The organism is Cupriavidus sp. F041 (genome assembly GCF_057814235.1).
Window position 1 is genome coordinate 2,882,460 of sequence record NZ_JBVASY010000002.1, and the last position, 25,555, is coordinate 2,908,014.

20 protein-coding genes and 1 pseudogene are annotated in these 25,555 nt (G+C 65.6%); 10 read left to right on the forward strand and 11 right to left on the reverse strand.

All coding sequences use genetic code 11. The features are described 5' to 3' along the window. Window positions 1-12 precede the first annotated feature (12 nt). From ACZY0R_RS30700 to hutU, 3 genes are all read right to left on the reverse strand, one after another. A complete protein-coding gene (locus ACZY0R_RS30700; RefSeq protein ID WP_488863697.1) occupies window positions 13-1,413 on the reverse strand; it encodes an amino acid permease in 1,401 nt (466 codons plus the stop codon). 102 nt (window positions 1,414-1,515) lie between these two features. Beyond that, window positions 1,516-3,048, reverse strand: a complete 1,533-nt coding sequence (hutH, locus tag ACZY0R_RS30705; RefSeq protein ID WP_488863699.1) for a histidine ammonia-lyase — start codon at window positions 3,046-3,048, stop codon at window positions 1,516-1,518. 2 nt (window positions 3,049-3,050) lie between these two features. Further along, entirely contained in the window at window positions 3,051-4,736 is a 1,686-nt protein-coding gene (gene hutU, locus ACZY0R_RS30710; protein ID WP_035873839.1) for a urocanate hydratase, read from the reverse strand. Window positions 4,737-5,096: 360 nt separating this feature from the next. Here hutU and ACZY0R_RS30715 point away from each other — a divergent pair, with 360 nt between their 5' ends. After that, complete coding sequence (locus ACZY0R_RS30715; RefSeq protein WP_488863702.1) at window positions 5,097-6,929, forward strand: ABC transporter ATP-binding protein; 1,833 nt, start codon at window positions 5,097-5,099, stop codon at window positions 6,927-6,929. Window positions 6,930-7,168: 239 nt separating this feature from the next. Here ACZY0R_RS30715 and ACZY0R_RS30720 read toward each other — a convergent pair whose 3' ends face one another. The 5 genes and pseudogenes from ACZY0R_RS30720 to ACZY0R_RS30740 form a co-directional block, all read right to left on the reverse strand. Beyond that, window positions 7,169-7,699, reverse strand: a complete 531-nt coding sequence (locus ACZY0R_RS30720; RefSeq protein ID WP_488863704.1) for a chromate transporter — start codon at window positions 7,697-7,699, stop codon at window positions 7,169-7,171. A 119-nt stretch (window positions 7,700-7,818) separates the two neighbouring features. Further along, window positions 7,819-8,391, reverse strand: a pseudogene (locus ACZY0R_RS30725) (chromate transporter); the annotation flags it as partial. Window positions 8,392-8,506: 115 nt separating this feature from the next. After that, entirely contained in the window at window positions 8,507-10,858 is a 2,352-nt protein-coding gene (gene parC / locus ACZY0R_RS30730) for a DNA topoisomerase IV subunit A (RefSeq protein ID WP_488863706.1), read from the reverse strand. A 92-nt stretch (window positions 10,859-10,950) separates the two neighbouring features. Further along, the gene (locus ACZY0R_RS30735) at window positions 10,951-11,730 is read right to left on the reverse strand and encodes a lytic transglycosylase domain-containing protein (RefSeq protein WP_488863708.1); all 780 of its coding nucleotides are present in this window, start codon (window positions 11,728-11,730) and stop codon (window positions 10,951-10,953) included. A gap of 56 nt (window positions 11,731-11,786) precedes the next feature. Further along, window positions 11,787-13,778 carry a DNA topoisomerase IV subunit B gene (locus tag ACZY0R_RS30740; protein WP_488863710.1) on the reverse strand — a complete coding sequence of 664 codons (1,992 nt, stop codon included), beginning with the start codon at window positions 13,776-13,778 and terminating at the stop codon, window positions 11,787-11,789. A gap of 304 nt (window positions 13,779-14,082) precedes the next feature. Here ACZY0R_RS30740 and ACZY0R_RS30745 point away from each other — a divergent pair, with 304 nt between their 5' ends. Then, window positions 14,083-15,315 (forward strand): MFS transporter, encoded by a 1,233-nt coding sequence (locus ACZY0R_RS30745; RefSeq protein WP_035869810.1) that lies wholly within the window; start codon window positions 14,083-14,085, stop codon window positions 15,313-15,315. Further along, on the forward strand, window positions 15,312-15,452 hold the full coding sequence (locus ACZY0R_RS30750; protein ID WP_488863712.1) for a hypothetical protein: 141 nt from the start codon (window positions 15,312-15,314) through the stop codon (window positions 15,450-15,452). Before ACZY0R_RS30745 ends, ACZY0R_RS30750 begins: the two co-directional genes overlap by 4 nt. Before the next feature lie 56 nt (window positions 15,453-15,508). Here the strand turns inward: ACZY0R_RS30750 and ACZY0R_RS30755 are convergent, their stop codons facing one another. Beyond that, a complete protein-coding gene (locus tag ACZY0R_RS30755; RefSeq protein ID WP_488863714.1) occupies window positions 15,509-17,428 on the reverse strand; it encodes an ATP-binding cassette domain-containing protein in 1,920 nt (639 codons plus the stop codon). A 1,161-nt stretch (window positions 17,429-18,589) separates the two neighbouring features. Here ACZY0R_RS30755 and ACZY0R_RS30760 point away from each other — a divergent pair. Further along, window positions 18,590-19,558, forward strand: coding sequence for an amino acid ABC transporter substrate-binding protein (locus ACZY0R_RS30760; protein WP_488863716.1), 969 nt, complete (start codon window positions 18,590-18,592; stop codon window positions 19,556-19,558). Window positions 19,559-19,682: 124 nt separating this feature from the next. Next, on the forward strand, window positions 19,683-20,879 hold the full coding sequence (locus ACZY0R_RS30765; RefSeq protein ID WP_488863718.1) for a benzoate/H(+) symporter BenE family transporter: 1,197 nt from the start codon (window positions 19,683-19,685) through the stop codon (window positions 20,877-20,879). 3 nt (window positions 20,880-20,882) lie between these two features. Here the strand turns inward: ACZY0R_RS30765 and ACZY0R_RS30770 are convergent, their stop codons facing one another. Then, the gene (locus ACZY0R_RS30770) at window positions 20,883-21,377 is read right to left on the reverse strand and encodes a hypothetical protein (RefSeq protein WP_488863720.1); all 495 of its coding nucleotides are present in this window, start codon (window positions 21,375-21,377) and stop codon (window positions 20,883-20,885) included. A 318-nt stretch (window positions 21,378-21,695) separates the two neighbouring features. Here ACZY0R_RS30770 and ACZY0R_RS30775 point away from each other — a divergent pair, with 318 nt between their 5' ends. From ACZY0R_RS30775 to ACZY0R_RS30790, 4 genes are all read left to right on the forward strand, one after another. Next, window positions 21,696-22,031, forward strand: coding sequence for a DMT family transporter (locus tag ACZY0R_RS30775; protein ID WP_488863722.1), 336 nt, complete (start codon window positions 21,696-21,698; stop codon window positions 22,029-22,031). A gap of 175 nt (window positions 22,032-22,206) precedes the next feature. Continuing rightward, window positions 22,207-22,590, forward strand: coding sequence for a hypothetical protein (locus tag ACZY0R_RS30780; protein ID WP_488863724.1), 384 nt, complete (start codon window positions 22,207-22,209; stop codon window positions 22,588-22,590). Between the two features lie 300 nt (window positions 22,591-22,890). Then, the gene (locus ACZY0R_RS30785; protein ID WP_488863726.1) at window positions 22,891-23,253 is read left to right on the forward strand and encodes a hypothetical protein; all 363 of its coding nucleotides are present in this window, start codon (window positions 22,891-22,893) and stop codon (window positions 23,251-23,253) included. Window positions 23,254-23,470: 217 nt separating this feature from the next. Continuing rightward, window positions 23,471-23,701: a hypothetical protein gene (locus ACZY0R_RS30790; RefSeq protein ID WP_488863728.1), complete on the forward strand. Its 231-nt coding sequence runs from the start codon at window positions 23,471-23,473 to the stop codon at window positions 23,699-23,701. Between the two features lie 109 nt (window positions 23,702-23,810). On the opposite strand, the gene ACZY0R_RS30795 is transcribed toward ACZY0R_RS30790, so the two are convergent. Then, on the reverse strand, window positions 23,811-24,233 hold the full coding sequence (locus ACZY0R_RS30795; RefSeq protein ID WP_488863730.1) for a hypothetical protein: 423 nt from the start codon (window positions 24,231-24,233) through the stop codon (window positions 23,811-23,813). A gap of 953 nt (window positions 24,234-25,186) precedes the next feature. On the opposite strand from ACZY0R_RS30795, the gene ACZY0R_RS30800 reads away from it, so the two are divergent. Next, window positions 25,187-25,390 (forward strand): hypothetical protein, encoded by a 204-nt coding sequence (locus tag ACZY0R_RS30800; protein ID WP_488863732.1) that lies wholly within the window; start codon window positions 25,187-25,189, stop codon window positions 25,388-25,390. Window positions 25,391-25,555 lie beyond the last annotated feature (165 nt).

Genomic DNA, 25,555 nt, shown 5'->3' on the forward strand with positions numbered 1-25,555 from the left:
CATGTGCATGTATCAGTCCGCCGCCAGGGAGGGCGCAGATACGCCCACCCCGCCGCGCGGCCGTCCCCAGCACCACCATGCCACCACCAGCAGCAGCAGCCACACCGCGCCCACCAGCAGCGCGACGCGGGTCTGCGGGAACCAGCCAAGCACGCCGAAGATGAACAGCATGAAGGCAATGGCTGCGAGCGGCGCCACCGGCCAGAACGGCACGGGGAATTTCAGCGCCGCCACTTCGGCGCGGCTCATGCGCCTGCGCAAGGCGACCTGCGACAGCAAGATCATCAGCCACACCCAGACAGTGGCAAAGGTGGCGATGGAAGCGATCAACGTGAATACGTCCTCGGGCATCACGTAGTTGAGCACCACGCCGGCCAGCAGGGCGAAGGCCATCACCACCACCGTCATCCAGGGCACGCCCTTGCGCGAGACGCTCGCGAAAATGCGCGGCGCCTGCCGTTGCACCGCCATGCCGTACAGCATGCGGCCGGCGCCGAAGATGTCGCTGTTGATGGCGGATACCGCCGCGGAGATCACCACGACATTGAGCAGCGCGGCGGCCGAGCCAATGCCCAGCCGGCTGAAGATCTGCACAAAAGGGCTACCCTCGCTGCCGATGCGATGCCATGGATAGAGAGACATCAGTACCGCCAGCGTCAGCACATAGAACAGCAGGATGCGCAGGGGTACCGCGTTGATGGCACGCGGAATCACGCGCTCCGGATCGCGCGCCTCGCCGGCCGTGATCCCGATGATCTCGATACCGCCAAAGGCGAACATCACCACGGCGAGCGAGGCGATGACGCCGCCGATGCCGTTGGGCATGAAGCCCCCGTGCGCCCAGAGGTTGTGAATGCCGGTGGCGACGCCGACATCGGCCATGCCCAGGCCGAACAGCATGATGGCAACGCCGCCGCAGATCATCGCGGCGATGGCGCCGACCTTGAGCAGCGACAGCCAGAACTCCAGTTCGCCGAACACCTTGACGCTGAGCAGGTTGAGCCCGCCGATCAGGAACACGATGCCCAGCACCCAGATCCAGCGCGGCACGTCCGGGAACCAGAAGCCCATGTAGATGCCGAATGCAGTCACGTCAGCCAGGCAAACGATGATCATCTCGAAAGCGTAGGTCCAGCCAAGCAGGAAGCCCGCCAGCGGTCCCAGTCCAGTGCTGGCGTACTGCCCGAACGAACCCGACACCGGGTTGCGCACGGCCATCTCCCCCAGCGCACGCATCACCATGTAGACCGCCGCGCCACCGATCAGGTAGGCCAGCAGCACCGCCGGTCCCGCGGCCTGGATGGCTGAGGCCGAGCCATAGAAGAGTCCTGTGCCGATGGCCGACCCGAGCGCCATGAAGCGGATATGACGGGCGCTGAGGCTACGCTGCAGGCCTTGCGACTGCTCTTGCATCTATTTGTCTCCGAATCGTTGTTCTGTCGCGCCCGGGTGCCGGCGGCGGCCACGCAACCCTCTGCGCGGCCGTTGCGCCGTCCCGGGCGTCATGCCCCTGGCTCAGAGGCTGGGCAGCAGCCGCGCCGGCAGCAGTGCGTTCAGGATGCCGCCTGCCAGCAGCTTGCTCGCGGCCTCGATATCCGGGGCAAAAAAGCGGTCCTTCTCGTAGTAGGCCACCTCGGCGCGCAGCAGGCTGCGTGCCTGCTCCAGCTTGGGCGAACTCTTCAGGCCTTCGCGGAAGTCCAGGCCCTGGCAGGCGCCCAGCCACTCCACGGCAAGGATGCCGCGCACGTTCTCGGCCATGGCCCACAGGCGCTTGCCGGCATTCGGCGCCATCGACACGTGGTCCTCCTGGTTGGCCGAGGTAGGCAGGCTGTCGACGCTGTGCGGATGGGCCAGCGCCTTGTTGTCGCTGGCCAGTGCCGCAGCGGTGACCTGGGCAATCATGAAGCCCGAGTTGACGCCCCCGTTGGCCACCAGGAAAGGCGGCAGCTGCGACATGTGCCGGTCCATCATCAGCGAAATGCGGCGCTCCGACAGCGAGCCGATCTCGGCGATGGCCAGTGCCAGGTTGTCGGCAGCCATCGCCACCGGTTCGGCGTGGAAATTGCCGCCCGAGATCACGTCGCCTTCGGCGGCAAACACCAAGGGGTTGTCCGAGACCGCATTGGCCTCCACTTGCAGGACCTCGGCGGCCTGCCGCAATTGCGTCAGGCAAGCGCCCATCACCTGCGGCTGGCAACGCAACGAGTAGGGGTCCTGCACCTTGTCGCACTGCGCATGCGAACGCGCCAGCTCGCTGGTATCGGTCAGCAGATCGCGATAGGTGGCGGCCGCATCGATCTGGCCGCGCTGGCCGCGCACCGCATGAATGCGCGCGTCGAAGGGAGCGCGCGAGCCGAGCATGGCCTCTACGCTGAGGCTGCCGCATACCGTGGCGGCGGCAAACAGATCCTCGGCCTCGAACAGGCCGCGCAGCGCGTAGGCGGTCGATACCTGGGTGCCGTTGAGCAGGGCCAGGCCCTCCTTGGCGGCCAGGGTCAGCGGCTCGAGGCCGGCGCGGGCCATGGCCTGGCGCGCAGGCAGCCATTCGCCCTGGTAGCGGGCGCGGCTTTCGCCCAGCAGCACCAGGGACATATGCGCCAGCGGTGCCAGGTCGCCGGAGGCGCCCACCGAGCCCTTGAGCGGGATATGCGGATAGACCTCGGCATTGACCAGGGCGATCAGCGCATCGATCACCTTGCGGCGGATGCCGGAGAAACCGCGCGCCAGGCTATTGATCTTGAGCAGCATGATCAGACGCACCATGGCGTCGTCGAGCGGTTCGCCCACGCCGGCGGCGTGCGACAGCACCAGCGAGCGTTGCAGGTTCTCCAGGTCTTCGCGGGCGATGCGCGTCTGCGCCAGCAAGCCGAAGCCGGTATTGATGCCGTAGGCGGTCCGGCCTTCGGCAACGATGTTCTCGACACAGGCCACGCTGGCGGCGATCGCCTCGGCGGCCTCGCTGTCCAGGCTCACGCGCAGCGGCTGCAGATAGGCCTGGCGCAGCTGCGCCAGGGTCAGTTGACCAGGTTTCAGGTTCAGCGCGTTCACGTTCAGGCTTCCTTCTTGTGGTTGAGCATCGGCAGGTTCAGGCCCTGCTCGCGAGCACAGTCGATGGCGATGTCATAGCCGGCATCGGCATGGCGCATCACGCCGGTGGCGGGATCGTTGTGCAGCACGCGGGCGATGCGGGCGGCGGCTTCGTCGGTGCCGTCGCACACGATCACCACGCCCGAATGCTGCGAGAAGCCCATGCCCACGCCGCCGCCGTGATGCAGCGAGACCCAGGTCGCGCCGCTGGCGGTATTGAGCAGCGCGTTGAGCAGCGGCCAGTCGGACACCGCGTCGGAGCCATCCTTCATGCTTTCGGTTTCACGGTTGGGGCTGGCCACCGAGCCGGAATCGAGGTGGTCGCGGCCGATCACTACCGGCGCCGACAGCTCGCCACTGCGCACCATCTCGTTGAACGCCAGGCCAAGCTTGGCGCGCAGGCCCAGGCCGACCCAGCAGATACGCGCCGGCAGGCCCTGGAAGCTGATGCGCTCGCGCGCCATGTCCAGCCAGCGGTGCAGGTGGGCATCGTCCGGGATCAGTTCCTTGACCTTGGCATCGGTCTTGTAGATGTCCTGCGGATCGCCCGACAGCGCGGCCCAGCGGAACGGGCCGATGCCGCGGCAGAACAGCGGGCGGATATAGGCCGGCACGAAACCCGGGAAATCGAAGGCGTTCGCCACGCCCTCTTCCTTGGCCATCTGGCGGATGTTGTTGCCGTAGTCGAAGGTGGGCACGCCCATCTTCTGGAAGTCCAGCATGGCCCGCACGTGCAGCGCCATCGATTGCTTGGCGGCCTTGACCACCGCGGCCGGGTCGGTCTGCGCGCGGTCGCGGTACTGGCCCCAGGTCCAGCCCACCGGCAGGTAGCCGTTGAGCGGGTCATGGGCGCTGGTCTGGTCGGTGACCATGTCCGGGCGCACGCCGCGGCGCACCAGTTCGGGCAGCACTTCGGCGGCGTTGGCGCACAGCGCGATGGAAACGGCGCGGCCTTCGGCGGTGTACCTGGCGATGCGCGCCAGCGCGTCATCGAGGTCGGTAGCCTGTTCGTCGACATAGCGCGTGCGCAGGCGGAAATCGATGCTGGCCTGCTGGCATTCGATGTTCAGCGAGCAGGCGCCGGCCAGCGTGGCGGCCAGCGGCTGCGCGCCGCCCATGCCGCCCAGGCCCGCGGTCAGCACCCAGCGGCCCTTGAGGTTGCCGTTGTAGTGCTGGCGGCCGGCTTCCACGAAGGTCTCGTAGGTGCCCTGGACGATGCCCTGGCTGCCGATATAGATCCAGCTGCCCGCGGTCATCTGGCCGTACATGGCCAGGCCCTTGGCATCCAGTTCGTTGAAGTGTTCCCAGGTGGCCCAGTGCGGCACCAGGTTGGAATTGGCGATCAGCACGCGCGGGGCATTGCTGTGGGTCTTGAACACGCCGACCGGCTTGCCGGACTGCACCAGCAGGGTCTCGTCGTCGTTCAGCGTCTTGAGCGTCTCGACGATCTTGTCATAGCACTCCCAGTTGCGCGCGGCGCGGCCAATGCCGCCGTACACCACCAGCTCCTTGGGGTTCTCCGCCACTTCCGGGTCGAGATTGTTCATCAACATGCGCAGCGGCGCTTCGGTCTGCCAGCTCTTGGCATTCAGTTGGCTACCGCGCGGGGCGCGGATCTCTACATCGCGAAAGCGGGAGGTATTGCTCACGGGAACTCCTTGGTGAATAAGGCTGGCTCGAACCGCTCTGTTCAGCCATGCTAGGTATGTATAGTGTTGTATAGACAAGTAGAGGGAAATTGGGGTATTCCCGGAGGTAAGCCTCAGACATGGACGAAAAAGTGCCTTTGTAATTGCTTGAATGACGAGGGTGACGGAAAGTGCTTGCCGCTTCGAGCACGCCGCCAAGTACCGCGACATGGACGCCCCCCTGCCACCGGTACGGAAATCCGCGATACGCAAGCGCGGTATCATGCTCCTGACCCGCCGCATGCCCATGGCATCGATACGGCCCTTGCGAGCACGCCGGCGACCCGGACCAGGCGGTCGCCGCAGAACCCCTGGACTCCCATGCTGATGCGTTTCCTGGAACGGCTGATTGACCCGTTCCGCGCCCTCCCCGACACCCAGCCGCCCGGCCAGATCTGGCGCTTCTACGCCTATTACCTGCGGGAGGTGTGGCCGGTCTTTGCGCTGCTGCTGGGCGTGGGGCTGGCTGGCGCGCTGATCGAAGTCTCGCTGTTCGGCTTTCTCGGCCGCCTGGTCGACCTGGCGCAAGCAACGCCGCCCGCCGACTTCTTCGCGCGCCACCGTGTCGAGTTGGTGTGGATGGCGGTGGTGGCGCTGCTGCTGCGCCCGTTCTTCAACGGCCTGCACGACATCCTCGTGCACCAGGTCATCAACCCGAACCTGGGCAACCTGGTGCGCTGGCAGAACCACCGCTACGTGCTCAAGCAGAGCCTGTCGTTTTTCCAGAACGACTTTGCCGGGCGCATCGCGCAGCGCATCATGCAGACCGGCTTCTCGCTGCGCGATTCAGCGGTGCAGGCCGTGGATGCAATCTGGCATGTGTTGATCTACGCGGCCAGTTCCCTCTACCTGTTCGCGCAAGCCGACTGGCGCCTGATGATTCCGCTCGTGGCGTGGATCGTCTGCTACGTGAGCGCCATGCTGTACTTCACGCCACGCGTGAAGGCGCGCTCGGTAGCCGCCACCGGCGCGCGCTCGCGGCTGATGGGGCGCATCGTCGACGGCTATACCAATATCACCACGCTCAAGCTGTTCGCCCACACGCGCCATGAAGAAGACTACGCGCGCGAAGCCATGGCCGACCTGACCGACAAGGCGCGCCTGTCCGGCCGCATGGTCAGCGCCATGGATTTCACCGTGACCTCGCTCAATGGCCTGCTGATCGCCGGCACCACCGGGCTGGCGCTGTGGCTATGGAGCCAGGGCCATGTCAGCGTCGGCGCGATTGCGCTGTCGACCGGACTGGTGATCCGCATCGTCAGCATGTCGGGCTGGATCATGTGGGTGATCAGCGGCATCTTCGAGAATATCGGCCAGGTGCAGGATGGCCTGCAAACCATCGCCGTGCCACGCACGGTTGGCGATCGCGGCAACGCGCAGGCGCTGCGCGTCACGCGCGCAGAGGTGCGCTTCGAAGGCGTGGGCTTTCACTATGGCAAGGGCTCGGGCGTGATCGAGAACATCGATCTGGTGGTGCGCCCTGGCGAGAAGATCGGCCTGGTCGGCCCGTCCGGCGCCGGCAAGTCGACGCTGGTCAACCTGCTGCTGCGGCTGTACGACGTGGAGCGAGGACGCATCCTGATCGACGGCCAGGACATCGCCGGCGTCACGCAGGAAAGCCTGCGCGCGCAGATCGGCATGGTGACGCAGGATACGTCGCTGCTGCACCGCTCAGTCCGCGACAACCTGCGCTACGGCCGGCCCGGCGCCAGCGAGGCCGAGCTGCTTGCGGCAGCGGACGACGCGCATGCCGGCGAGTTCATTCCGCGTCTGCGCGACGCGCATGGCGCGACGGGACTTGATGCGCAGGTGGGCGAGCGTGGCGTGAAGCTATCGGGCGGGCAACGTCAGCGTATCGCGGTGGCGCGCGTGCTGCTGAAGAACGCTCCAATCCTGATCCTGGACGAAGCCACCTCGGCACTGGACTCCGAGGTGGAAGCTGCCATCCAGGAGAACCTGGAGACGCTGATGCAGGGCAAGACCGTGATCGCCATCGCACATAGGCTCTCCACCATCGCGCGCATGGACCGGCTGGTGGTGCTGCAGGATGGGCGGATTGCCGAGAGCGGGACGCATGCGGAGTTGCTGGCGCGTGGGGGGCTTTATGCACGGCTGTGGGCGCATCAGACTGGGGGGTTTGTGGGGGTGGAATAGGGGAGATAGGGGGGATTGATTTTTGCGGCGTTGGTTTTTTGCACCCAAGGGCCTGTGTGCGTGGGCTGTTTGCGGCTTGTTTTTGCGGCGTTGGCATCTTGCACCCAAGGGCGTACGGCGTCCCCCGCAGGGGGATGTCGTACGCCCTTGGGTGCAAAAACCATCGCCGTTAAAAGAACAGCAACCGACCTACACAGAGAGGCCCTTGCCCCCAACAACCAACAACAACCACCCCCCATTCAAACCCACCCCAATACCCCCGCCCCAGCCCCCACCCCCACCAACACCAACGGATGCACCTTGGTCTTCAACATCAACCCGATGGTGACGACCGTCACCGCCACCGCGGTCCAGCGGTGATCCACGCTCGCGGCAAGGATCCAGCCGGTTGAAAACAGCAGGCCGATGGTCAGCGCGGCAAGGCCGCGCCGGATCAGGCCCGGCCAGCGCGCCTGCGGCGAGCGCCCGGCGAAATACTCGAAACCGAGCGCGATCACGCTGGACGGCGCGCAAATGCCAATCATGCCGACGATGGCGCCGGCCAGACCCGCCACCTGCCAGCCGAACAGGGCAACGAACAAGATGTTCGGCCCAGGCGCAGCCTGCGAGATGGCGTACATGGCGGAGAACTGCGCGTCGCTCATCCAGGCGTTCGACTCCACCAGGAAGCGGTGCATGTCGGGAATGGTGGTGCTGGCCCCGCCGATGGCAAGGCACGACAGCAGCAGGAAATGCGTGAGCAGGCTGGAAAGCACGTTGGGCGAGCTCATTGGCGCGGCTCCTTGGCCTCGGGCGGCACGGCATCGATGCCATCATCGCTGGACGGCATGGCGGGCGCGTCGATCGCAGCCGGCGCCAGTGGCGCATGCGCGCGCCGCGCCAGTTGCTCGCTGCGCCACTCCAGTACCAGGCCCATCGGCACCAGCACCGCCATCACCGGCACCAGCGGCCAGCGCAGCAGCCCGATGCCGGCAAACGCCGCACCGCCGATCATCAACCCCCGCACGGTGCGCGGCTGGCTTTGCGCCAGCTTGAAGCCGGTCGACAGCACCAGGCCCGCCGACACCGCCGTCATGCCCGTCAGCATGCGCTGCACCGCCGCCACGTCGCGGTAGTGCTCGTACAGCAGCATCAGCGCCAGCACGCCCACCATTGGCACCATCACCAGCCCCGCGAAGGCCGCGAGCGCGCCGCGCAGCCCGGCAAAGCGCAGGCCCAGCATCAGCGCGAGGTTGATCACGTTGGGGCCGGGCAGCACCTGCCCGAGGCTGAGCAGCTCGACGAAGTCGCGGTCGCCAAGCCAGCGGTTGCGGTCCACCACGGCGCGCCGCACGAACGGCAGCACGCCGCCGAAGCCTGAGAGCCCCATGCGGGCAAATTCGATGAACAGGCGCCGCGGCGTGGGCGGGGGTGCTAGCGCTACCATCGGATCGTCGCCGGCGGGGGAAGGAGTAACTGGCATCGCGTGTAACGGGAGAGACATGGCCGGCCGGGATGGCACCCGAGCGTTCCGCCATGCGCGGTAAAGAAAAAAGCCCCGCGCATTGTCGTGCAGGGCCAGTTTGGGTTGACGCGGCTTAGTTGCCGCTTGCCGGGGGGACGATCCGTACCGGCTCGATGCTCGGCTCCTTGAGCCTGAGATCCAGCGCGCGGCCCTTGCGGGCGCGCTTGCCCACATAAGGCAGCAGCAGCTGGCCGTAGAGCTTCTGCGAGCTCGGCTTGCCGCCGCGCCCGGCGCCGGACACCAACAGGCCCGGCGCGCCCACGGCGATCGCCTGCAACAGCGTCTCCTTGGGCTCCAGCTCCATCAGGATCACGCCGCGGCCACCGGCCGAGAGCGACTTGATCTCGTCGAGCGACACCAGCAGCATGCGGCCGTTGGCCGACAAGCAGGCCACGTGCGTGGCTTCCTCGCCGATCGGCGCGGGCACCAGCGGCGCGTCGCCCTCGTCCAGCGTGAGGTAGGCGCGGCCGCCCTTCTGCCGGCTGACCATATCACCCACCTTGGTCTGGAAGCCGTTACCGCCGCGCGTGGCGATCAACATGCGCTGGTCGACGCTGCCGGCGAAGGTGTGGGCGATCTGGCTGCCGGGCTGCAACTCGATCAGCGTCGTCACCGGCACGCCGTCGCCCCGCCCGCCGGGCAGGCCGGCGACCGGCACGGTGTACGCGCGGCCATTGGTGCCGAACACCAGCATGACGTCCACGGTGCGGCACTCGAAGGTGCCATACAGTGCATCGCCCGCCTTGAAGGTGAACTGCTGCGCATCGTGGCCGTGGCCCTGGCGCGTGCGCACCCAGCCCTTTTGCGACACCACCACGGTGACGGGCTCGTCAACCACGCGCACTTCGGCGGCGGCGCGGCGCTCTTCTTGGATCAGCGTGCGGCGCGGGTCCTTGTCTTCCGGGCTGTACTGCTTGGCGTCGGTCTCGATTTCCTTGATGATGCGGCGGCGCATCATGGTCTCGGACTTGAGCAGCACGTCCAGCTCGGCTTGCTCGTCGCGCAGGGACTTCAGTTCCTGCTCGATGCGGATGGCTTCCAGCCTGGCCAGCTGGCGCAGGCGGATTTCCAGGATGTCCTCGGCCTGGCGGTCGGACAGGCTGAAGGCCTGCATCAGCGCCGGCTTGGGCTCGTCGCTCTCGCGGATGATGCGGATCACCTCGTCGATATTGAGCAGCACCAGCATCCGGCCTTCCAGGATGTGGATGCGGTCCTCGACCTTGCCCAGGCGATGGCGGGTACGGCGGGTGACAGTGGCGAAGCGGAATGCGATCCACTCGCGCAGGATGTCGGCCAGGCCCTTTTGCCGCGGCCGGCCATCGGTGCCGATCATCACCAGGTTGATCGAGGCGCCGGATTCCAGGCTGGTATGCGCCAGCAGCGTCTGGATGAATTCCTGCTGCTCGATGTTCTTGCTCTTGGGCTCGAACACCAGCCGCACCGGCGCGTCCTTGCCGGATTCGTCGCGCACCGCGTCGAGCACGGCCAGCATGCCCTGCTTGAGCTGCAACTGCTCGGGCGTGAGCGACTTCTTGCCGGCACGCACCTTGGGATTGGTGATCTCCTCGATCTCCTCCAGCACCTTCTGCGACGACGTGCTCGGCGGCAGCTCGGTCACCACTAGTTGCCACTGGCCGCGCGCCATTTCCTCGATGGTCCAGCGCGCGCGCACCTTCAGGCTGCCGCGGCCGTTCTCGTAGATCGCGGCGATATCCGAAGCCGGTGAAATGATCTGGCCGCCGCCGGGATAGTCCGGCCCGGGCATCAGCGCCAGCAGTTCGGCCAGCGTGATGTTGGGGTTGCGGATCATCGCCACGGTGGCCGCCGCGACTTCGCGCAGGTTATGCGGCGGGACTTCGGTGGCCATGCCCACGGCAATGCCGGAAGCGCCGTTGAGCAGCACGAACGGCAGCCGCGCCGGCATCAGCTTGGGCTCTTCCATCGAGCCGTCGTAGTTGGGCACGAAGTCCACCGTGCCCTGGTCGATCTCGTCGAGCAGCAGACGCGAGATCGGCGTGAGGCGGGCCTCGGTGTACCGCATCGCGGCGGCGCCATCGCCATCGCGCGAGCCGAAGTTGCCCTGGCCATCGATCAGCGGGTAGCGCAGCGAGAAGTCCTGCGCCAGCCGCACCAGCGCATCGTAGGCGGACTGGTCGCCGTGCGGGTGGAATTTACCGAGCACGTCGCCCACCACGCGCGCCGACTTGACCGGCTTGGCGTCGGCGCGCAAGCCCATCTCGTGCATGGCGAACAGGATGCGGCGCTGCACCGGCTTCTGGCCGTCGGCGACTTCCGGCAGCGCGCGGCCCTTGACCACGCTGATGGCGTAATCGAGATAGGCACGCTCGGCGTAGTGCGCAAGCGTCAGCGAGTCCGCTCCCTCGTCGGGTGAACCTGGGTCAAACGGAATGTCTTGTTGTTCCATGGATTGGCAAGAATACGGCGCATCGCATCGTTGGCCGGTGCGCCGGTTGCAAGTTGTTCGTTATGCGGTTCGTCGTGTTGTCCGTGATCGGATCAGGGCATGTTGCGGCGGCCGCCGATCACCATCTTGACGCGATTGATGCCCCCGCCCGCGACCCCCGCGGGCGCGCCGCCCGGACGGTAGAAGCGATAGAACTGCAGCACCGTGCTGACGTACTGCTGGGTCTCGGGATAAGGCGGAATCTTGTTGTTGTAGCGCTGTACCGCGCCCTCGCCGGCGTTGTACGCTGCCAGCACCAGTTCGAGGTTGTTGGGGAACAGCTCCATCAGCCAGCGCAAATAACGCACGCCGGCCGAGATATTGGTATGCGGGTCGGCCAGCTTCTGCCCGACCGTGCGCCGCGCGTCGGCGCTCACGCCGAAGCGCGCGCCGGTGTCGGGAATCACCTGCATCAGCCCGATCGCGCCCTTGGGCGACACCGCGCCGGCGTTGAAGCCCGACTCCACCGCCATCACCGCCTTGACCAGCGCCGGATCCACATTCTGCGCCTGCGCTACCTGGCGGATGATGGGTTCGACCGTGGCGATATTGGGATGGTTGACGACGTAGCGGTAAAGCTTGTGCGTTTCCAGGTCGATCTGGCCGCCGGCACTGGCGCGGCCCACCGAGGGGCTCTTGAGCTCGCCGCCGTTCTTCATGAACAGCGTATAGCGCTCGTCCAGCTTCTCATCCGAGAAATGCGCCACGCCGTCGTCATCGATGTAGCCATACAGCGCCGCGTGGGCCGCCGGCGCCAGGGCCAGGCCGGCCAGCAGCATGCCGGCGGCAATCCACTGCCACGGCCGGTTGCTGGTAGGTCTGGTCTTTGCCATCGGGATTCCTCGCGTCATGCAGGCACCGGACGTCACGAACGCCGGCTGCCTGGCCATCAGATATCAGCAACCACCTCGTTGCCGCGCTCTTCGAGCCAGGTACGCCGCTGCGCGGCCTCGCCCTTGCCCATCAGCATATTCATCACGCCCACGGTCTGGGGCAGGTCGAAATGGCCCAGCGCGACCGGCAACAGGCGGCGCGTGTCGGGATTCATGGTGGTTTCCCAAAGCTGCTCGGCGTTCATCTCGCCCAACCCCTTGAAGCGGGAGATCTGCCAGCCGCCTTCCTTGATACCGTCCTTCATCAGCTTGTCCTGGATCGCCACCAGTTCGCCATCGTCCAGCGCATAAAGCTTCTGGGCCGGCTTCTTGCCGCGCGCCGGCGCATCCACGCGGTACAGCGGCGGGCGCGCCACGCACACATTGCCGTTGTCGATCAGCTTGGGGAAATGCTTGAAGAACAAGGTCAGCAACAGCACCTGGATGTGCGCGCCGTCCACGTCCGCGTCGGACAGGATGCAGATCTTGCCATAGCGCAGGTTGGACAGGTCGGGCTCGTCACTGGCGCTGTGCGGGTCCACGCCGATCGCCACCGCGATATCGTGCACTTCGTTATTGGCGAACAGGCGGTCGCGCTCGGTCTCCCAGGTGTTGAGCACCTTGCCGCGCAGCGGCAGGATGGCCTGGAACTCCTTGTCGCGCCCCATCTTGGCGGAACCGCCGGCGGAGTCGCCCTCGACCAGGAACAGTTCGTTGCGGGTGACGTCGGTGGATTCGCAGTCGGTCAGCTTGCCCGGCAGCACGGCCACGCCGGAGCCCTTCTTCTTTTCCACTTTTTGCGCGGCGCGCGTACGCGCCTGCGCCTGGCGGATCACCAGCTCGGCCAGCTTCTTGCCGTATTCCACATGATGGTTCAGCCACAGCTCCAGCGCGGGACGGCTGAAGGCGGACACCAGCTTCACCGCGTCGCGGCTGTTCAGGCGCTCCTTGATCTGGCCCTGGAACTGCGGGTCCAGCACCTTGGCGGACAGCACGAAGGACGCGCGCGCGAAAACGTCTTCGCTCATCAGCTTGACGCCCTTGGGCTGCAGCGCGTGCATCTCGATAAAGCTCTTGACCGCCTGGAACAGGCCTTCGCGCAGGCCGGACTCGTGCGTGCCGCCGGCGGGAGTGGGGATCAGGTTGACATAGGACTCACGCACCGGCGCGCCGTCCTCGGTCCAGGCCACCACCCAGGATGCGCCCTCGCCTTCCGCGAAGCCTTCCTCGGCCGGGTTGGCGTCGGGGTCGGCGAAGTGCTCGCCCTCGAACATCGGCACCACCAGCTCGGCGCCGCTGCCCTGCGCCAGCGCTTCCACCAGGTAGCCCTTCAGGCCCTGGTCATACTGCCAGGTCTGGCGTTCGCCATTTTTCTCGTGCAGCAGCGTGACCTTGACGCCGGGCAGCAGCACGGCCTTGCTGCGCAGCAGGCGCTGCAACTCGGCCATCGGGATCGTGGCCGAATCGAAGTATTTCGCGTCGGGCCACACCTGCACCCGCGTGCCGCTCTTCTTCTCTCCGCGCTCGAGCTTGCGCGTGGCCAGCGGCACGGTGACGTCGCCGCCGGAGAAGGTCAGCGTGGAACAGTTGCCGTCGCGCCAGACGGTCACGTCGAGCTGGGTCGACAGCGCATTGGTGACGGAAACGCCCACCCCGTGCAGGCCGCCCGAGAAGGCGTAGGCGCCGCCCTTGCCCTTGTCGAACTTGCCGCCCGCGTGCAGGCGGGTAAACACGATTTCCACCACCGGGACCTGCTCTTCGGGGTGGATGCCGACCGGGATGCCGCGGCCATCGTCCTCCACGCTGACGCTGCCGTCGCGGTGCAGGGTGACCATGATTTCGGACCCGTGGCCGCCGAGCGCTTCGTCGGAGGCGTTATCGATCACCTCCTGCACGATATGCAGGGGGTTGTCGGTACGGGTGTACATGCCGGGCCGTTGCTTGACCGGCTCCAGGCCCTTCAGGACCCGGATGGAAGATTCGCTGTACTGACTGGTTTTGCTCGCCATGGAGTCGCTTGCTTAGTGGGATTCTCGGCCAGCCTTGGCGGGGGGCGCTTGCCGCACGCCAGCCAGGGGGGCCGGGCAGCCTGCATTGTAATGGAAGCGCGCAGCCGTCTTGGTGCCAATCGTGACTGCGCGTGACAGTGCTCCATGCAACACATTCGACGCCGCCCCGGCCCCGGAGCGGCGCCCGACGCCACGAGCCGATGCGGGGTACACTCGCTCGCACAGGCGCGGCCCAGGCGGGTCCGGACCGCGCCGGCAAAACTAAAAACAGCACTACGCACACCGAGCCAGGATGCAGGACGCCATGCAGAACAACATTCAAAGCACGCCGAAAAAGGCACTTTCCCTCACAGCAGTCCTTATATGCGGTGGCTTGCTCGTCACCTTGTCGATGGGTATCCGGCACGGTTTCGGCCTGTTTAACCTTCCCATCACGCAGACGCACGGCTGGAGCCGCGAGACCTTCGCCTTCGCGCTGGCGCTGCAGAACCTGATGTGGGGCGTGACCCAGCCGTTCACCGGCGCCCTCGCCGACAAGTTCGGCGCCTTCCGCATCATGCTGATCGGCATTGCACTTTATGTCGGGGGCCTGGTGGTCATGGCAATGGCCACCTCCGGCACCGCCTTCGCCTCGGGCGCCGGCATCCTGATCGGCATTGCGCAATCCGGCACCACGTATAGCGTGGTGTACGGCGTGATCGGGCGCGTAGCCAGCCCCGAGAAACGCGTCTGGGCCATGGGCATCGCGGCCGCCGCGGGCTCCTTCGGCCAGTTCCTGATGATCCCCGTCGAGCAGACGCTGATCTCGGTGGCAGGCTGGCAGAACGCCTTGTTCGTGCTGGCGGTGCTGGCTTGCCTGATGCTGCCGCTGGCCTTCAGCCTGCGCGAGCCGCAAAGCGAGGGGCATGGAAGCGGCTTCCAGCAGACCATCGGCCAGGCCGTGCGCGAAGCGTTCGGCAACCGCAACTTCCAGTTGCTGACGCTGGGCTATTTCGTGTGCGGCTTCCAGGTGGTGTTCATCGGCGTGCACCTGGCGCCCTACCTCAAGGATCGCGGCCTGACCGATCCCAAGATCGCCACCGTGGCGCTGGCGCTGATCGGCCTGTTCAATGTGTTCGGCACCTATAGCGCCGGCGCGCTCGGCCAGCGCATGCCCAAGCGCCACCTGCTGTCGATGATCTACATCACCCGCTCGGTGGTGATCGCCGCCTACCTGCTGCTGCCGCTGACGGCCGCCAGCACCTGGGTGTTCGCCGCCATGATGGGCTTCCTGTGGCTGTCCACGGTGCCGCTGACCAACGGCATCATTGCCCAGGTATTCGGCGTGCAGTATCTGTCGATGCTGTCAGGGGTGGTGTTCTTCTCGCACCAGATCGGCAGCTTCCTGGGCGCCTGGCTGGGCGGCTTCCTGTACGACCGCACCGGCACGTACGACATGGTGTGGATGATCGCAATCGGGCTGGGCGTCGTCGCCGCGCTGGTCAACCTGCCGATACGCGAGCATGCGATCGCGCGCCCGCAGGCGGCAGCGGCATGAGCGCCACGCGCGCCGCTGCCTTGCGGGCCGGCGGCTTCGCGGCGCTGGCCGCGTTGATGGCGCTGGGTTTCATGGCCTACCTGCGGCCGGCGTTCATGGTGGATCTGACTAACATGGTGCTGGCCTGGTGCGGGTAAGGACGGCGGGCGTCCCATGGCACCATGGGACGCCCCCGCCCGACCGCCCTGCCCCGTTACTGCGCCTCGGCCTTGGTCTTCGCCTCCAGCACTTCCCAGCGCTCCAGCGCCTCCAGCAGTTCCATGTCGATCTCATCGTGCCGCGCCGCAAGCTGCGCGGCCTTGCCCGCGTCGCTGACATAGAGCGAGCCATCCGCCAACTGCGCGCTGACGGCCTTCTGCTCATTCTCCAGCGAGGCAATGCGCTCGGGCAGCGTGTCGAGTTCGCGTTGCTCCTTGTACGACAGCTTGACCACGCGGCCGGGGGCGCGCGCTTCGCGCGGCTTCGGCGCTTCCGCAGCCTTGCGCTCGCCCGCGCGCGCTTCCTGCATGGCCGCGCTGCGCGCCGACTGCACCTGCCAGTCGGAGTAGCCGCCCACGTACTCGCGCCAGCGCCCGTCGCCTTCGGCGGCGATGGTCGAAGTCACCACGTTGTCCAGGAAGGCCCGGTCGTGCGAGACCAGGAACACGGTGCCGCTGTAGTCCTGCAGCAGTTCCTCCAGCAGTTCCAGCGTGTCGATGTCCAGATCGTTGGTGGGTTCGTCGAGCACCAGCACATTGGCCGGCCGCGCGAACAGGCGCGCCAGCAGCAGCCGGTTGCGCTCGCCGCCGGACAGCGACTTGACCGGCGAACGCGCGCGCTCCGGCGCGAACAGGAAGTCGCCCAGGTAACTCATCACGTGCTTGCGCTGGCCGTTGATCTCGACCCAGTCGCTGCCCGGGCTGATGGTATCGGCCAGCGAGCGCTCCAGGTCCAGCTGCGTGCGCATCTGGTCGAAATACGCCACCTGCATATTGCTGCCGTTCTTGACCTCGCCGGTATCCGGCGCCAGTTCGCCCAGGATCAGCCGCAGCAGCGTGGTCTTGCCCGCGCCATTGGCGCCGATCAGGCCAACCTTGTCGCCGCGCATGATGGTGCCGGTGAAATCGCGCACCACCGCCTTGTCACCGAAGGCCTTGCTGACATCGGTCAGCTCGGCGACGATCTTGCCGGAGCGCTCGCCTTGCGACACTTCCAGCTTGACGTTGCCCTGCACGTCGCGCCGCGACGCACGTTCGCTGCGCATCGTCACCAGGCGCTGGATACGGGCCACGCTGCGCGTGCGGCGTGCTTCCACGCCCTTGCGGATCCAGACTTCTTCCTGCGCCAGCAGCTTGTCGAACTTGGCCTGCTCGACCTGCTCGGCGGCCAGTTGCTCGGCCTTGCGCGTCTGGTAGGCGGCAAAGTTGCCGGGGAAGGAAACGAGCCGGCCGCGGTCCAGTTCGACGATGCGGGTTGCCACGCGGTCGAGGAAGGCGCGATCGTGGGTAATCAGCAGCACGCTGCCGCGGAAAGCCAGCAGCAGGTCTTCGAGCCAGCGGATCGCTTCCACGTCCAGGTGGTTGGTGGGTTCGTCGAGCAGCAGGATGTCGGGCTCGGCCACCAGTCCCTGCGCCAGCGCCACGCGCTTTTGCATGCCGCCGGACAGCGAATCCACGCGCACATCTGCGGTAAGGCTGAGTTGCGCCAGCGTGGTTTCCACCCGCGTACGCAAGCCCCATGCCCCGGCGGCGTCGACTTCGGACTGCAGGCGGTGCAATTCGGCCAGCGAGTCCTCGTCGTGGTTATCGTCGAGCGCCGCCAGCGCCGCTTCATAGGCGACCAGCAGGTCGTGGACCTTGCCCAGGCCCAGGGACACGGCGTCGAACACGGTCTGGCCCGGCTCGAACTGCGGCTCCTGCGGCACATATGCCGAGGTCACGCCGCTCTGGCGCGCGATCAGGCCATCGTCCGGCGCGGACAGGCCGGCCACGATCTTGAGCAGCGACGACTTGCCGGAGCCGTTTCGGCCAATCAGGCCGACGCGCTCGCCGGCTTCGAGGGAGAAGTCGGCATGGTCGAGCAAGGCCACGTGCCCGAAGGCAAGCTGGGCGTCGGAAATCGAAAACAGGGCCATGGGAGCAATACGAAAGGAGACAGCGAAAGGAAGGCGACTCAAGCGGCTTGAACGCGCAGCCGCCCGCCGGCGTCGGCCGGCAAGCGGGCGGCAGGGTGCCAGGTAGCCGGCATTGTAGACCACCTCCGTGCGCCCTCGCCCGGAGGCGCGGCCCAATCGGGATAGGGGCGGTCAGGTAATCTGACCGGTCCCCTCCCACACCACCTGGCATGCGGGTCCGCACCAGGCGGTTGGAATGGTTGAGGTCGTCAGGCTTGTGTTGCTCCCGACCCGACGCCCAGGCTTGCCTTTGTCCGGTTCGGCGGAACTGATTCCTCGCTGCCGGGGCCTGTCGGGCTTCACCCTATCCACCCTACCGACGAGCTTCGCTCTCGCGAACATCTGAGGCGCTTCACTTCCGATAACCAGAGGGCTCCCCCTCCCATTCCTTCGGCCCTTCGCCGGCAGCTTTAGCTTTCCCAGCCACGCCGCCCAACTACTTTGGCCTCTGCTGACTCCTCGCTCCGACTCGACGTCGTTGCCCTTTCAGGCATGAGGCGAGGCCTCCCCAGGTAAGAACGCACTCCTTCACCGCACAGCCGCTGCATTTACGCCACTTCGCCTTGGTCACAAGAGCTTCGCGGTTTCTTGCCCGCTCGCCCTGCTCGGCAGCGCCTTCTATGCAGTTCTTGTCCATCGGCTCGCGATTTACGCTCCACGCTTCCTCCCCACACTCGGTCGCCCTCATGCGGTTGCGCTTCACTTCATTCGCCGTGACCAGCTTATGGCGGGACTTACACCCGCAGGAGTGCGCCCATGCTGGGCGCACAAAAAAGAAGGGCCCGCGCTTGCGCGGGCCCAAGAGTCTCTCCTCGGTGCCCTGCTCGCAAGGCACGAACGGAGCATAGCAAGCGTCCCCGCCCGGCTCTAGTCGGACAAGTCCGTAAGGGAAAGTCCCGTCAACGCCCGCGGCCGCCCGCATCCTTCCGGGCCTGTTGCACGCCACGCAACACCCCACGCCGCGACCGTTGTCCGGCTGCTTGCCGCCGTGGAACAATGGTTGCCGGCCAGCAGGCCGCAGCACAACGGCAGTAGCAGCATAAAAACCGGTCCGAACCGGTGCAGGCGACCCAACGCCATTTCCGCTCGACGCCTTTTTCGCTTCTTTGTACGGGGACATCCATGATCCATCCGGTTTGCCGGCGCCTGCGCGGCGCCGGGCTGGCGATTTCGCCCAGCCCGGTCCGCCTGCCGCTGCTGCTCCTGCTATCGACCTTGCTCACATTCTGGCTGGCCATCGGCGCCAGGCCTGCCGCGGCGCAGTCCGACGGCTCACCGGTGCTGCATCGCATTGCCCAGACCGGGGTGCTACGCATTGCCCACCGGGAGAGCTCGGTACCGTTTTCCTTCGTGGCCGACGGCAAGCCGCACGGCTATGCCGTCGACCTCTGCCTGCGGGTAGCCGATGCGCTACGCAGCGCACTCACACTGCCGGCCCTCAAGGTGGAATTCGTGCCCGTCACGCCGGCCAACCGCATCGCCACGATCGTCGACGGCAAAGCCGATCTCGAATGCGGGTCCACCACCAATAACCGCGAACGGCGCGAACAAGTGGCCTTCACCATCCCGCACTACATCGCCGGCAGCCGCATGCTGGTGAGGACCGACTCCGGCATTCGCAAGCTGGGCGACCTGCGCGGCAAGACGGTGGTCTCCACGGCGGGCACGACATCGCTGGCCGTGGTTCGCCAGATCAACGGCTCCGGCGCCATGCAGATCCGCGTGGTGGAGGCCAGGGACCACGCCGAAGCCTTCGCCATGGTCGAGCAAGGCAAGGCCGACGCCTTCGTCATGGACGATGTGCTGCTCTACGGCCTGCGCGCGAACTCGCGCAACCCGGCCAGCTACACCGTCACCAGCGAACTGCTGACGATCGAGCCCTACGCCATCATGCTGTCGGAGCAGGACGCCGAGTTCAAGCGGCTGGTGGACAAGACGCTGGTCTCGGCCATCTACTCGTTCGAGACCCAGAAGCTCTACAAGAAGTGGTTCCAGTCGCCGATCCCGCCGCACGGCGTCAACCTCGACATCCCGATGAGCTACCTGCTGCGCGACTCCTTCAAGTTCCCCAGCGACAAGGTTGCCGACTAGCATCGCATGGGGCTCTCGGGGAGCCGGCAATGCTCCAGGGCAGGGCAAGAACGGCGCAACTCGTGCGAAGATGACGGCCCGGCCGCTTTCGCGTGCTCGTCTAGTCAAGCCAGGTACCCGTTCCATGTCCACTGCCACCGCCCCCCTGAAGCTGACCGACCTCTCCGTCTCCGCCCTGGTAGCCGGGCTGATCGCCATGCTGACCGGCTATACCAGTTCGCTGGTGCTGATGATCCAGGCGGGCCAGGCGGCCCACCTGTCGGATGCGCAGGTTGCCTCCTGGATCTGGGCGCTATCCATCGGCATGGGCGTCACCACCATCGGGCTCACGCTGCTGACGCGTGTTCCCATTGTCATTGCCTGGTCCACGCCCGGCGCCGCCCTGCTGATCGCCAGCCTGCCCGGCGTGCCCTATCCGGAAGCGATCGGCGCCTTTGTGATGGCGGCGCTGCTGATGACGGCGGCGGGCCTGACCGGCTGGTTCGACAAACTGATGCGCGCGTTGCCGGCCAGCATTGCCTCCGCCCTGCTGGCCGGCATCCTGTTCCGCATCAGCGTCGACGTGTTCGTGCAAGCCCAGCAGCAAACCCTGTTGCTGCTGGTGATGTTCGCGCTGTACCTGGTGGGCAAGCGCTTCTGGCCGCGCTACGCGGTGTCTGGCGTGCTGCTGGTGGGCGTGGCGCTCGCCGGCGCGCTTGGCCAGCTGCATTTCGAATCGTTCCATTTCGCGCTGGCCAGGCCGGTGTGGACCACGCCGGTGTTCTCGCTGCAGGCTTTCGTCAGCATCGCGGTGCCGCTGTTTATCGTCGCGCTGGCGTCGCAGAATATTCCCGGACTGGCGGTGCTGCGCGCCGACGGCTATCACGTAGCGGCATCACCGCTGATCACCGTGACCGGCATCGCTTCGGTCCTGCTGGCGCCGTTCGGCTCGCATGGCATCAACCTCGCGGCGATCACGGCAGCCATCTGCACCGGCGCGGAAGCGGATCCGGACCGCAACCGGCGCTATACGGCCGCGGTGGTTTGCGGACTCGGCTATCTGGTGGCGGGCGTGCTGGCCGCCAGCATTGCCGCGCTATTCGCCGCTTTTCCCAAGGCGCTGGTGGTCGCGGTAGCCGCCTTCGCCTTGCTTGGCTCGATCGCCAGCGGCCTGACCACGGCCATGCAGACCCCGGTGGAGCGCGAGTCGGCCCTGCTCACGTTCATGATCACCGCCTCCGGCATGACGCTGGCCGGCGTGGGTTCGGCCTTCTGGGGCGTGGTGGGCGGCATGCTGGCACTGCTGGTGCTGCGCCCGCACACCGCTCCCCGGGCCGGATAACGCTTAAAGCAGCAGGAAGGCGATGTCCGCCGAACCGATGCCGGAGACCGGCGTGCCCTTGCGTCGCTGGAACAGGATGTGCTGAAGCACCCGGTCGCGGTGCTCGGCAAATGTGGACGGCTCGAAACGCAATGCGGTCAGCGCGTAGTGTTCGGCGAGCAGCTTGTAGACGCGGTGGCGCACCATCAGCATTTCGCTCTCGGCGCGCAGGCGGCTGATTTCGGCGCCGTTATCCTCTTCCAGCTGCCGCATGCCCACCACCACGCGCGCATGCATGCCACGATAGCGGTCCAGTTCGCCATGCGCCTTGCGCAACTCCTCGCGCAGCGCCCTCACCTCCTGCTGGAGCTTCAGGTTGTGCTGCACGCCGCGCTGGATGCGCGAGGCTTCTTCCAGCGCGACATCCGCCGCCGCAATCGTGTTCCGCCAGACCCCCTGACCCGTCGCGTGGCCCTCCGCCTGCGGCCACACGGTCTGTACCTCACCCTCGCCATTCATGGCGCTCCCCCTGAGAACCTGACTCCCCCGCCGTTGGCTTTATGACGTCTGCCAACTGGTCGGGACTACCGCGAACACCCCACAGGCGATCAATCGCATCGCTGGCGCTTCGGCAATGAAGCACCCAACTCCGATTGAAGTGCGCATCACGATGTCGGACAACCACCCGAAAGGAGGGATCGCCAGCGCATGCGCGCGCACCGACTGTGGTTTGTACTGTACACCGCAGGTACGCGCAGCGGTTGCCGCTCATCCTGACAGCCAGCGGAGGTATGGGAAAATGTGGCCCCGACGACAGCTAACAAGAAGGACTCACCGATGAACGCTTACGTGCTCCTGGCCCTCGCCATCGCGGCCGAAGTCATCGCCACCAGCAGCCTCAAGGCGTCCGAGAGCTTTACGCGCTTGTGGCCAAGCTTGCTGGTGGTAGCCGGATACGTCGGCGCCTTTTTCCTGCTGATGCAGGTCATGAAGACCGTGCCGGTAGGCATTGCCTACGCCATCTGGTGCGGCGCCGGCATCGTGCTGGTCACGCTGATCGCCAGCGTGCTCTATCGCCAGGTACCGGACCTGGCGGCGTGGGGAGGAATCGGGCTGATCATCGCGGGGGTTGCGGTGATCCAGCTGTTTTCGAAGATGGGGGCGGCGCACTGAGGCTACGGCGTCGCTGCGCGAGCAGACGATGGCCACCGGCCATCGAGCCTCTGGCCGACCGGAAACGTCAGCCGTACAATTTCCGCAAGAACGGATGTGCACCTGACAGTCCAAATGCCGCCCGAAGCGCTGCTTCGGGGTCGTCAACTCGCTCTGCTCTATCCATGGAGTCGACATGAAGAAGATGATACTGGCCGCCACAACAGCACTGCTGTGCGCCGCAGCGTCAGCCGAGGACGCCTACATCTACCCGACCGAGAATATGAAAGTCGGGGAAACCGTCCAACTGCAATCTCCGACCGTCCTGTTCATCAACAAGAAGTGCGACCTGCCGGTCGTCGATGCCGCGCACATGCGCTTCTATGCGTCTTATCGCGGCGATGCGTCCAATCGCGGCACGTGGGATACCGGCTGCTGGGCGAAGAACATCCACGGCGAGGCGATCATCGTCGTGCTGAGGATGCCAAACAGGACGATCGCCCTCAAAAGCCTGGCACGCGCCGACGTCCAGAAGGATGGCACCGCCACGATCAAGGCGTTGCCGGCCCAGGGCCGCTAGCGCCACCAGCCGAAGGAGGCCTTGATTGACCTGGGGATGGGGGATTTCGGAGAACTTCCGCGAACCAGAACCAGGCCATGGTCCCGGCGGCAGGAATCATAAAATCGGCTGTAACCGATACTGGAAGCCGATTTATCCGAACATGATTTTCATGGTGCCACGTCCAGTGCCACGAAAAAAATATTGAATATACGTCACTATTTCGTCGACACTGTATATCCATACAGTTAACTCAACTTTAGGTACCCGCATTCAGACGACCCCTATACTGGATATCCATACAGTATCAGTGAGAGAGACATGTTCGCCTGCGATATCGAGACCGTCTTCCTGTTCCGCCGCGCAGCCGATGCGGTCGCCGCACCCTTCCCTTGCGAGCGAATCACTGTGGACGATCCGCTGCTGACCGCCGACACATGGAATCCTGAAGCAGAGGCGGTGGCACAAGCCACCGGCGCCACGCTCGTCCTGAACGGCATCGACACCGCAGCAATCATGGCGCTGCCGTGGACAATCGATCGCCTGGAGTTCAATTACCGCGGCGCCTGGCTAAGCTTCCCGCTGGCCTACAGCATCCAGTTCACAGGTCCTCGCTCGATTTGCCTGCGCACCCGTGGCGAGCGCCACTATGCCACCCGTCAGGAGGTGGCATGTTCTCTGTGACCTACCAGGCTGCATCGTCAGCGACTTGGGAGGAGGCTCAGGACAAGCACCGGCGCGTGGACGAAAAGGCAGTGCGCGCGCTGCCGCCGGCGGCGAAGTAGTCGCCATGGCGCCCAGCTTCCCGATCGGCCCGAATGGCCGCTACCAATATCCAAAGCGCACGGCCGCCGAGTTGCGGACCATCTAAGAGCGCAAACCCTGCCCCGAAGTCCGGGACTTGCTGTGGGAGATCCATCGCCTGCAGATTCTGCTGCTGCGCGCCAACCAGCTCCGGCAGGCATATGGCGCCGGCTGTCACACATCGCACTTGCAGATACTGGCACTGGCGACTTTCCGGGCCGAAATTCGGGCGAGCCGTGCATCGAAGAGATGGGAGGCCTGGGAGCGGGAGTTCTTCGGACTGCCGATGCAAAGCGTCTACACTCGCAAGAAAAACCGGACGGACTAGCCGTGTGCAACAACTACGCCCCGGTGCAACGCCAGCTGCTGCGCGACGTCTATGGCGTCGATCCCCCCGCGGTGGCGCTCTTTGGCTCGCTTGGCCTTTTCCGCCTTCACTAGTATCGGCAGTTAGTAACCGGGCCAGTGTTGATGCATCGGATCTGATTGCCGGCTTGTGGTGTCAGAGGCGCAGCTTGCGGCGCCACGTACTGCGGCGTTTGAAGCCATGCGTTCTGCTGTTGCCGCAGTTGCTGGTTTTGCTGCTGCAATTGCGCATTGGTCTGCTGAATTTGCTGGGCAGCCATCTGCTGATTGAACTGATACATCTGCAACTGCTGATCGGTCATTGCATCTCTGTATCCAGTTGCCTGACCGTCCGAGTTAAAGCACATGATTCGACTTGGCGAAAGGACCCTGTATCGCTCGCATGTCGAATCGCCTGCCATGTAATATCTCCCGTGCACGAAATTCGGCGCCGCCGAGCTTGCGCAGCCGGCGACTGTAAACGACGCCAGAAAGACCGTTGCGATTTTTTTCATGGGTTGTTTCTTGAGCGCGTATTGCGATCGCGACGCGCGTTCGTCGGTCTCGTCCAAAAACGCTCGCGATTTTCGCAATCGTTCACGAGTCGTGCAAGCGGTATTGCGGACAGCCAACTGTCGGCGGCCTTCCCTCGGACATCATGATCTGCCCCACGAGCGGCGGACAAGCACCCGCTGATGAATCGCTTCCACGCCCCGGGCAAGGAAAAACGGGGGATCATCATCGTGCCGCGGGCGGAATGGGAGGACTGGCTGACCTGCCGGGATCCGGTGCGGGCGCGCAACTTTATGCGACTGTACCCTGCGGATATGATGGCGGATAAGCCAGCACCTATCCAGCGTCAAAGCGAGCCCGAAGGGACACCCCCACCTGTCGGGTACTCGGGCAGTCCAGGCAATGGCGGCGGCGGTAGCGACGAGAAATCACTTTGCTCCGCCTCTGCCTCCCCAAGCTTAGAAGCCTGAGCGACGTAGTTCACGCGAATGTCAAGGTCAAATTCTTGGCCGCAACTCTCAGCGCAGCCGCACCTCACGCGATGCCGCACCTTCATAGGCAGTTCCAACACCTTCACCTCCACCCCGAACCGACGAACAGTCTTGCAGTACGGACAAGTTGCCGCGACTGAATATGTCATTGCGACTCCTATTTTGGTGGAGAGTTGTCACAAATGTACCCCTGGTAGTCACGCACAACAATGGTATTAGTACTTCAGGACTAAGGAGCACCCTCGACTAAGACCCCTTTACTGGCAGGCAGCCACGGGAATGGATAGCACGCGGCTAAATTCGCAATTGAAGACGTCCGCGCCTTCCTGGCCGCAGAGCAGCCCAGCGAGGACAAGCGCGACACCGCCACCACCGCGGCGCGCGACGTTCTAGCCGAGCGCCGCCGGCAGGTTGAGTCCGAGGGCTGGACGCCGGAGCACGACGACGAGCACGGCAGCGGGGAAATGGCCACGGCCGCGGCGTGCTACGCCATGCAGGGGCGCTACCACTATCCGAACGCCGGAAGCCCTCCGCACGTCTGGCCGTGGGATGCATCCTGGTGGAAGCCGAAAGCCTACCGCAGAAACCTGGTGCGCGCCGGCGCCCTGATCCTGGCCGAGATCGAGCGTATCGACCGCGCCGCAATCGCCGAAGGAGAGCCGAAGTGATCGCCCCCGTGCAGCTCAGCAGCGGCCCTTCTTCGCCTGACCAGGCGGGCAGAAGGACTCATTCCCGTATTGGTCTACTCGACAATTCCCCTTCTTGGCTTGCCCAGGAGGGCAACCGTTGCCCTGGTCGCCCCGATAGTTGTCATAGGGCGCCACCACGCAGCC